The organism is Nostocoides australiense Ben110, assembly GCF_001050535.1.
In the GTDB taxonomy this organism is placed as follows: Bacteria; Actinomycetota; Actinomycetes; order Actinomycetales; family Dermatophilaceae; genus Nostocoides_A; species Nostocoides_A australiense.
In genome coordinates this window covers 1,857,598-1,865,452 of the sequence record NZ_HG764815.1, presented here as the reverse complement: position 1 = coordinate 1,865,452, position 7,855 = coordinate 1,857,598, and the positions used below count along the sequence as shown (strand labels likewise).

At 69.1% G+C, this 7,855-nt stretch carries 7 protein-coding genes; 5 read left to right on the top strand and 2 right to left on the bottom strand.

The features are described 5' to 3' along the window. Together BN11_RS23595 and BN11_RS08965 are read right to left on the bottom strand one after the other, a co-directional pair. Positions 1 to 982, bottom strand: a 982-nt coding sequence (locus BN11_RS23595; RefSeq protein ID WP_048696783.1) for a lamin tail domain-containing protein, incomplete at its 3' end; no start/stop codon positions are given. A gap of 75 nt (positions 983 to 1,057) precedes the next feature. Next, positions 1,058 to 2,953 (bottom strand): CehA/McbA family metallohydrolase, encoded by a 1,896-nt coding sequence (locus tag BN11_RS08965; protein ID WP_162213194.1) that lies wholly within the window; start codon positions 2,951 to 2,953, stop codon positions 1,058 to 1,060. 146 nt (positions 2,954 to 3,099) lie between these two features. Here BN11_RS08965 and BN11_RS08960 point away from each other — a divergent pair, with 146 nt between their 5' ends. The 5 genes from BN11_RS08960 to BN11_RS23590 form a co-directional block, all read left to right on the top strand. After that, complete coding sequence (locus tag BN11_RS08960) at positions 3,100 to 3,522, top strand: hypothetical protein (protein ID WP_048696779.1); 423 nt, start codon at positions 3,100 to 3,102, stop codon at positions 3,520 to 3,522. Between the two features lie 10 nt (positions 3,523 to 3,532). Continuing rightward, entirely contained in the window at positions 3,533 to 5,005 is a 1,473-nt protein-coding gene (locus tag BN11_RS08955) for a serine hydrolase domain-containing protein (RefSeq protein ID WP_048696774.1), read from the top strand. Between the two features lie 427 nt (positions 5,006 to 5,432). After that, positions 5,433 to 6,320, top strand: a complete 888-nt coding sequence (locus BN11_RS08950) for a polysaccharide deacetylase family protein (protein ID WP_201329249.1) — start codon at positions 5,433 to 5,435, stop codon at positions 6,318 to 6,320. 73 nt (positions 6,321 to 6,393) lie between these two features. Beyond that, entirely contained in the window at positions 6,394 to 7,482 is a 1,089-nt protein-coding gene (locus BN11_RS08945; RefSeq protein WP_048696772.1) for a calcium:proton antiporter, read from the top strand. 21 nt (positions 7,483 to 7,503) lie between these two features. After that, positions 7,504 to 7,855, top strand: a 352-nt coding sequence (locus BN11_RS23590; protein WP_048696769.1) for a hypothetical protein, incomplete at its 3' end; no start/stop codon positions are given.

Here is a 7,855-nt window from a genome sequence, read left to right as displayed (position 1 = left end):
AGCGGTGGTTGGTGATCATGTCCTGATAGACCTCGTCGGACATGAACCACTGCAGGACCGGATAGGTGGCCGAGTCGAGTTCGGGGTCGCGCACGACATACCCGTCATACGGTCGCGAATCGCCCTCGGCAGGGTATGACGCGGCCTGGGTCCCCTTGGTCGCGCTGACGCGGTAGCGCACGAGTTCGCCTGCGCCCGCTCCGGGGATCGTCGCGGCATACACGCCGTCCGCGGCGCCGCCTGGGCTCGCCGCGTCGTCCGCCATGGGGATGACGACGTCGGCGGCATACATGACCTTGTAGGTCAAGGTCACCGTGGAGCCGGCGGGGGCCGTGGCGGTGAGGGTCACGTCCGCGCCGGGCTCGGGGGTCACGGAGTCGGGGCCCACACCGGTCAGGGCCATGGGGGCGGCCGAGTTGGCGGCGGCGGGGGTGCCGAAGTCGACGGAGCTGGCGTGCCAGCTCGTGGCGGCGTTGTCCGTCGCGGAGGGATCGAGTTCGAGGGAGGGACCGGCTCCGTCGGGAGACAACGGCCATGGGACGGCGTCGTCATAGAGCACCGAATCGATGACGCCGCCGGCGGCATCGGCCAGCGTGACGAGCTCACCGCCGTTGGACAGCGCTTCTCCGGTCGCGAAGACGAAGCCCGCGGCGAAACCGAACCGGGCCTGGAACAGGGCGGCGTCGTTGGTCCCGACGAGGTAGCCGCCGGCGGGGATGGTCACGCCGGCCGGGATGGCCGTGCCGGTGATGCCCGCGGTGAACTGCCATCCCCCGACGTCCACCGGCTCGCTGCCGGTGTTGCGCAGCTCGACGAACTCGAGAGCGCCGTAGGTGAGGTCGGCATCCGCGGCGTGATAGAGCAACTCGTTGATCTGGACGTCGCCGGGTGCTGCGTCGGCGGGGGCGGCCGTCAGGCCGGCGAGCGCGAGGGTCGCGCACCCGATCGTCGCGACCGTGTTTCTGAGCGACCGCTTAGTCATTTCTCACTCCTGTGGATGCCATGGATCATTGGGAAGAACCATTGGGAGACAATTGGTCTCCCCACGCGGGACTCCTCACCTGCGCCTAATGAACAGCGGGTTGCTGAAGGCGACCCGCTTGCCGCCACTCCACACTTCGCTCCGGATATAGGAGTTGACGTTCTGGAAGGACAGTGCGGTCGTGGACCGCCCGCCGGGGTTGATCGAGACGTTCTTGAGTGGCGCCCGGCGGGCGTTGACGGTGGTGCTGCCATGCACGGCGTACTGGAGCACCCGAACGCTCATGCCCGAGCAGCCTTCGTGCGTCACGGTCACGTTGACCGTCGATTTGGGGCTCGTCACCGTCGACCCCATGACGGCGCCGGTGGCGCTGAGGTCGAGAAGGCCGCCGAACTTGCCGTGCTGCGAGACGAAGGCGCGTCCCTGCTGGAGCGCGGGAATCACCAGCGCCGGGTCGGAGGTGCTTGCCAGCACATCCGTGGCGAAGTTGTTGGAGTCGCGGGCGTAGGACGACAAGCTCCCGTTGTGATTGTCGGTGGCGCCGTTGGCGATCACGCGCATGCCCGCGGCCAACAAGATGTCCCACACCTCGAGGTGGGCAGCTAGATCCATGCCCCCGCGCAGGGTGTAGCCGACTTCCAGGATGTCGGCGCCATAGAGGCGATTGGCGAGCAGCTGGGTCGCCGTGGTCTTGATCTTGCCGGTGCGGGCGCTGCCCGTGATGAGTGGGCCACGCGTGGCGCCGAACAGGTGGTTGTAGCTCGACGCGCCGCCGGCCGCGCGAATCATCGCGATGCTGTTTCGCAAGTAGGTCGACATCGAGCCGCCGGTGGGTGGCGTGCTCGTGATGTCGGTGGAGGCGTTGGACAGCCAGTTGACGTGCTTCGCGTAGGACAGCTCCAGGCCTTGGACGAGTCGGATGTCCGGATACCCCGCCTGCAGGTCTCCGAGCAGTTCGCGTTGGAGGGCGAGTGCGGCGCCGACGTCTGCCGTGCGCGCGATGTCCAGGCATTGGAAGAGCGCGGCGTTGTCGCACTCGGGTCCGCCTCCGGCGCCGAACCAGAACCCGTAGGCCGACATGTCGTGCACGCGGATGCCTAGGTCGGGATAGGCGGCCGCGAGATCGGCGCACGGGTCGATCGGGACGACGGTGGTCGTGCCGGATTGAGCCGGGACAGACACGATGACGGTCAGGCCGGCGACCTCGGTTACGCGCTCGGTCACATCGGTGCGCAGCAGATAGCGCAGGACGTAACTGCCCTCCGGGCGGCCTGCCGTGGCGGGACGGTGACTGCTCTGTAGGCGGAATTCCGCGTAGCCGGTCTCGGGGGCGATGGCCGCCAGGGCGAGCGTCATCCCGCCCAGGTTGGTCCGATAGGTCCACCTCTTGTTGCCCGAATCGCAATAGGCCAGGGTGACGCCGCCGCTGAGGCCATTGCGGTTGCACACCGTCAGCCCGCCCGCCCCGAAATTGTGACCGCCGGCCACCGAGCCGTAGCGCTGGCTCGAATAGGTCCACCCGGGGTTGGCGAAGTCCTCTCGCGTCGGATAGGGCACGTAGGTGGCGCCCCAGTTGGCACCGGCCATGCGGTGGTCGTGGTCGGTGTACATGCACAGGTCGAAGCCCATGGTGCTCAGCGAGTAGGCGTGCGACTCCATCGAGGCGCTTTCCTGGCCGGGTGTGCCGAAGGCCTTCAGGGCGCCTGCGCCCTCGGAGAACGAACTGTGCACGTGTAGGGCGGCGCGAACGACACTGTCCGGCCGCTCGAGGCGCGGGATCTCGCCGGGAGTCTCGAATCGCGTGAAACCTGTTGCAAGCAAAGGCGATAGCCCCGCATATGCGAGCAGTTCGCGCCGGCTCGGGCTCCCACTCGGCAGCTCCGGCTCCGCGCCGCCGCAACAGCCGTGCTCCGGATCGGGCCACGGCTCTTCGAGCATCCCCGTCAGCTCATGATGCGACCGAATATCCATTCACGTCCCCGAAATTCTCCGAAACCACTGCCCGCGATCCGGCGCCGCAAATCGGCGACATTCTCACGGCCGGAACAAGGATAAAAAGCGAATAATGCCTGAACAAGTCCCCCAAAAAGTGGACTGCGCCGCGCACAATAGGGCGCATGCTCAGCGTCGCCACCGCCACCGCCCTGGCCGCCGCCGGGATCCTCTGGGAGCCCCAGCCCGGCGATCGTTTCGCGATCTCCTCCCCCGAACTCGACGGCGATCAGTTCTGGATCAGCGAGCTGACCATCGAGGTGCACCACTATCAGGACGAGACCATCCTCGGGTTCAACGGCACCACCGAATGGGCGCTCGACTCCGTGCCGCTCGACAAGGCGATCTGGCTGCCGCGCGAGGACCAGCTGCGCACGCTGATCGGCGACCGGCTCGAGAGCCTGCAGCGCACCCCGGACGGCTGGACGGTCACCTATCGCACCGACACCACGGGCGGCGGGGCGGGGTCCGTCACGCACACCGACCCCGAGGAGGCGTATGCCGCCGCCCTCCTCCACATCGCCGGAGCCTTCACCCCATCTGAGTAGGGTCGGTCGCGTGCCCCTCCCCTCCATCTCGCCCTCGGCCGCCGCTATCGACGCCGCCGGCTTGCTCGCCCTCGTCGACGCTCTCGAGGCACATCCGGGCATCGAGATGCACTCGTTCGCGATCGCCCGTGCCGGTCGCGTTGTCGCGGAAGGATACTGGGCGCCGTATGCCGCGGAGCGCCCCCACCTGCTCTACTCGGTGAGCAAGTCGTGGACGGCGACAGCGGTGGGTGTGCTCGTCGACGAGGGTCGCCTGGCGCTGTCGGATCCGGTATGCCGCGACCTTCCCGGCGTCGACTTCGCCGCCCTGCCGGCGCGGTGGCAGCAGGTCACCGTGGGCGATTGCTTGCGGATGGCGACGGGCCATGACCAGGAAGCCTGGCTGTGGGGTTCCGACGAGAGTGGGGTAGCCACCCGGCCCCTCTTGGACTCCGGGTTGGATCCCATGGTTGCGCGGATCCTTGCTCACGAACCGGAACACGAGCCGGGCACCCACTTCGCCTACAACCAGGTCGCGACCTATCTGGTGGCGGCCGCAGCCCGTGCCGTTGCCGGCACAAGCCTCGTGGGCATTCTCCGGGAACGAGTCCTCGAACCGCTCGGTGTCCCCGAACTGCTCTGGAAGACAACAGGATCCGGCGCCGAACTGGGCTTCTCGGGCAGCTTCGCCCGGACGCGTGACGTGCTCGCCCTCGCCCAGCTCTATCTCGACGAGGGCCGCGTCGGCGACCGTCAGGTGTTGTCACCCGAATGGGTCGAGTGCGCGCGCACCCCATCCGGCCTCGTCAACCCCGACCCAGGCGGCCCGGACTGGGCCCAAGGCTATGGCTGCTCGTTCTGGTCATCACGCCACGGCTACCGCGGCGACGGCGCCTTCGGCCAGTTCGCGATCGTGTTGCCGCAGCATCGGATCGCCGTCGCGACGACCGCGGAGACTGGGGACATGCAGGCGATCCTCGACGCGATCTGGACGCACCTGCTCCCGGCCGTCGACCGCGCCGTCGACCGCCCCGGTGACCCCGCCGCAGACACGGCCGCGGACACCGCCCTGGCCGAGCGCCTGGCGGGTCTACGGATCGCGCCGCCGCCGCCACTCCCGTTCGCCGGCGGACAGTGGAGTCGCACGAGTGGCGATGTGGCACAGTCATACTCGGCTGCGCGGGTGCGCCCGGTCGAACCCGGCGGCGGCTGGGAGTTGACCCTGACGCGCGACGGGACCGATCTGACCCTCGCGGTGGGCGCGGGCGCGTGGGCGGAAAGCGAGTGGCGAGCGGACGGCATACGGCTGCCCCTGGTCGCCGCGGGCGGCGGCACCGGTGACGGCGGATTCGCGGCGCAGATCCGGCTCGTCGAGACACCGCATACGGTGCATCTGCGGGCGACGCCGGCACCCCCCGGAGGCGCGGGCGGGTTCGATCTGTCGTGGAGTCTGCCGCCGCTGCACGGCCCGGACCCGCTCCGGCAGAGCGCCCGGTACGCCTGACCCGCACCAAAATTCGCACCCAACCTCGGGCCCGCTCGGCGCGTCGTCACAGATGAAGCGACGCGAACCGGGACAGTGGTAGCAGAGGGGGTGGAGCCCGTGGAGACCAACCGACGATCGGCCATCATGCTGACCGGATCGGCGCTGATTACTGCCCTGGCCGGGTGCGGGCCGGCCAACGCCCCGACGCAGCCGGTGCGCGTCGTGCAGGCCAACGCGAAGCCGACCACGAGCAAAGCGCCGCGACCGATCGGGGACGGCAGCACTGCCCATACCGGACCCCAACCGCACCAGCCGACGCTGCCCGACCTCGCCGCGGGCAGCGCGCCCCCCGCAGTTCGTCGTCTTCTCGTGGGACGGCGGCGGCGAGACCGATGCGCACCTGCTGACCCGGTTCCGCACTGTCGCAAAGGAAATCGGCGCCTCCATGACGATCTTCCTCAGCGGCATCTATCTGCTGCGCGAGGCGGACGCGAAGCGCTATCACGCCCCGCGCCATGACCCGGGCGACACCGACATCCCCTTCCTGTCCGACGGCTCCGTCAAGCGCACCATCGAAGGCGTGGGCGCGGCGTGGCTCGAGGGGCACGAGATCGGGACCCACTACAACGGCCACTTCTGCGGGCCCGGCGGGGTCGGTGACTGGACGAGCAAGGAGTGGCGCGACGAGATCGACCAAGCCGTGTGGATGGTCAAGCACTGGCGCACGACAACCGGCTGGACGTCCATACCGTCGCTGCCGTTCGACTACGACAAGGAACTGATCGGCTCGCGCACGCCGTGCCTGCTCGGCAGCGATGCGCTGTTGCCGACGGCGCAGAAGCTCGGCTGGCGCTATGACAGCTCGACCTCGGCGCGGCAGGTGTGGCCCACCCGGTTCGAGGGCACGACGATGTGGAACCTCGGGCTGTCGCAGATCCCGTTCCCGGGACACAAGTTCGAGGTGCTCGCCATGGACTACAACTACATGGCCAACCAGAGCGGGCCGCAGCCGGGCAAGGACGCCTCGAAGTATTCGGGCTGGAAGACGGAGGCGCTCGGGGCGCTGCTCGCCGGGCACGAGCGCGCCCACACCGGCAACCGGGCGCCGCTGGTCATCGGCAACCACTTCGAACAGTGGAACGGCGGCATCTACATGGACGCCATCGAAGAGGCCATGCGCACGCTCGCCAAGGCCCCGGACACCTATCTGGTCAGTTTCCGGCAGCTCGTCGACTGGCTCGACCGGCAGGACCCGATCCTGTTGGGGCAGTTGACGCATCTCGATGTCGGGCAGGTGCCCGAAGGCGGTTGGGCCGGCTTCGGAGCGGAGTGACGCGACCGTCCTTCGATAGACTGGGGCGCATCCCACTCGACGTCCAGCGGCGGGACGCCGCGGGAAGACATTTATGCTGACACGAGCCCGCTGGTACCACGCCCTGCCTGTTTTCGCCGCCCTCGCGCTGGCGTTGACGCTGGGGCGCGAACTCGGGGCGATCGGAGTCGGGGTGGTGGCGCTGCTGCTCGGCGGCGCGGTGCTCGCGGCCGTCCAGCACGCCGAGATCGTCGCGCATCGAGTCGGTGAGCCCTTCGGCTCGCTTGTGCTGGCGGTGGCGGTCACCGTCATCGAGGTGTCGCTGATCCTGACCCTGATGCTGACAGCGCCCGAGAAGTCGGCGACCCTGGCCCGCGACACCGTCTTCGCCGCAGTGATGATCACGCTCGCCGGAATCATCGGTGCCGCACTGTTTTTCGCCACTCGCGGCAGCCGCATACCGCGTTTCAACGCCGAGGGGTCCGGGGGTGCGCTCGCGACCGTCGCGACCTTGACGACACTCACCCTGGTGCTGCCGTCGATGACGACGGGCGCGCCCGGACCACGCTTCACGACCGGCCAGTTGATGTTCGCCGCCGTCTTCGCGCTCGTGCTCTACGGCGCATTCGTCGCGACCCAGACGGTGCGACACCGCGACTTCTTCCTGCCCGTCGCCAAGGACGGCTCGGTGATCGCGACCGACGACGATCACGCCGACCCGCCCAGCAATGCGACGGCGTGGACCTCGCTGGCGTTCTTGCTGCTGTCGCTGATCGCCGTGGTCGGGCTGGCCAAGGTCGAGTCGCCGGCCATCGAGGACGCGGTCAATGCGGCCGGGCTGCCGCACTCCTTCGTCGGTGTCGTCATCGCCTTGCTGGTGCTGCTGCCGGAGACGCTCGCAGCGGTCAACGCCGCGCGGCGCGGCCGGCTGCAGACGTCCATGAATCTCGCGCTCGGCTCGGCCATGGCGAGCATCGGCCTGACCATCCCGGCGCTGGCGATCGCGACCCGCTTCGTCGACGCGCCGTTGGAGCTCGGGCTCGGGCCGACGCACATCACCTTGTTCGTGCTCGCCGTGGTGGTCTCGGCCCTGACGATCGTGCCCGGTCGCGCGACCCGGCTGCAGGCGGTGGTGCACCTGGGCATCTTCGCGGCCTTCATCTTCCTCGCGATGAGTCCCTGACGGCGCTGGCAGGATGGGGCGATGACCACCCTGACGATCCCCGCGCACTTCAACGGCCCGCCCCGGTCGGCTAACGGCGGCTGGTTCGCAGGGTCGGCCGCGGGGTTCGTCCGCGATTCGGTGCCGGATGCGGACGCGGTGCGGGTGCGCCTGTCCGCTCCGCCACCGCTCGAGGTGCCGCTGACCGTTTCGGGTGACGCCGCGGCATACCGGATGACCCACGGGGAGACCCTGGTGGGCACGGCGGAGCCGGCCGCCGCGCTCGCGCCCACGCCGGTGGGGCCGGTGAGTTTCGCCGACGCGGTGGCCGCGGGTCAGCGGTATGAGGGCCTGGCCGAGCACCCGTTCCCGACGTGCTACTCGTGCGGCACCG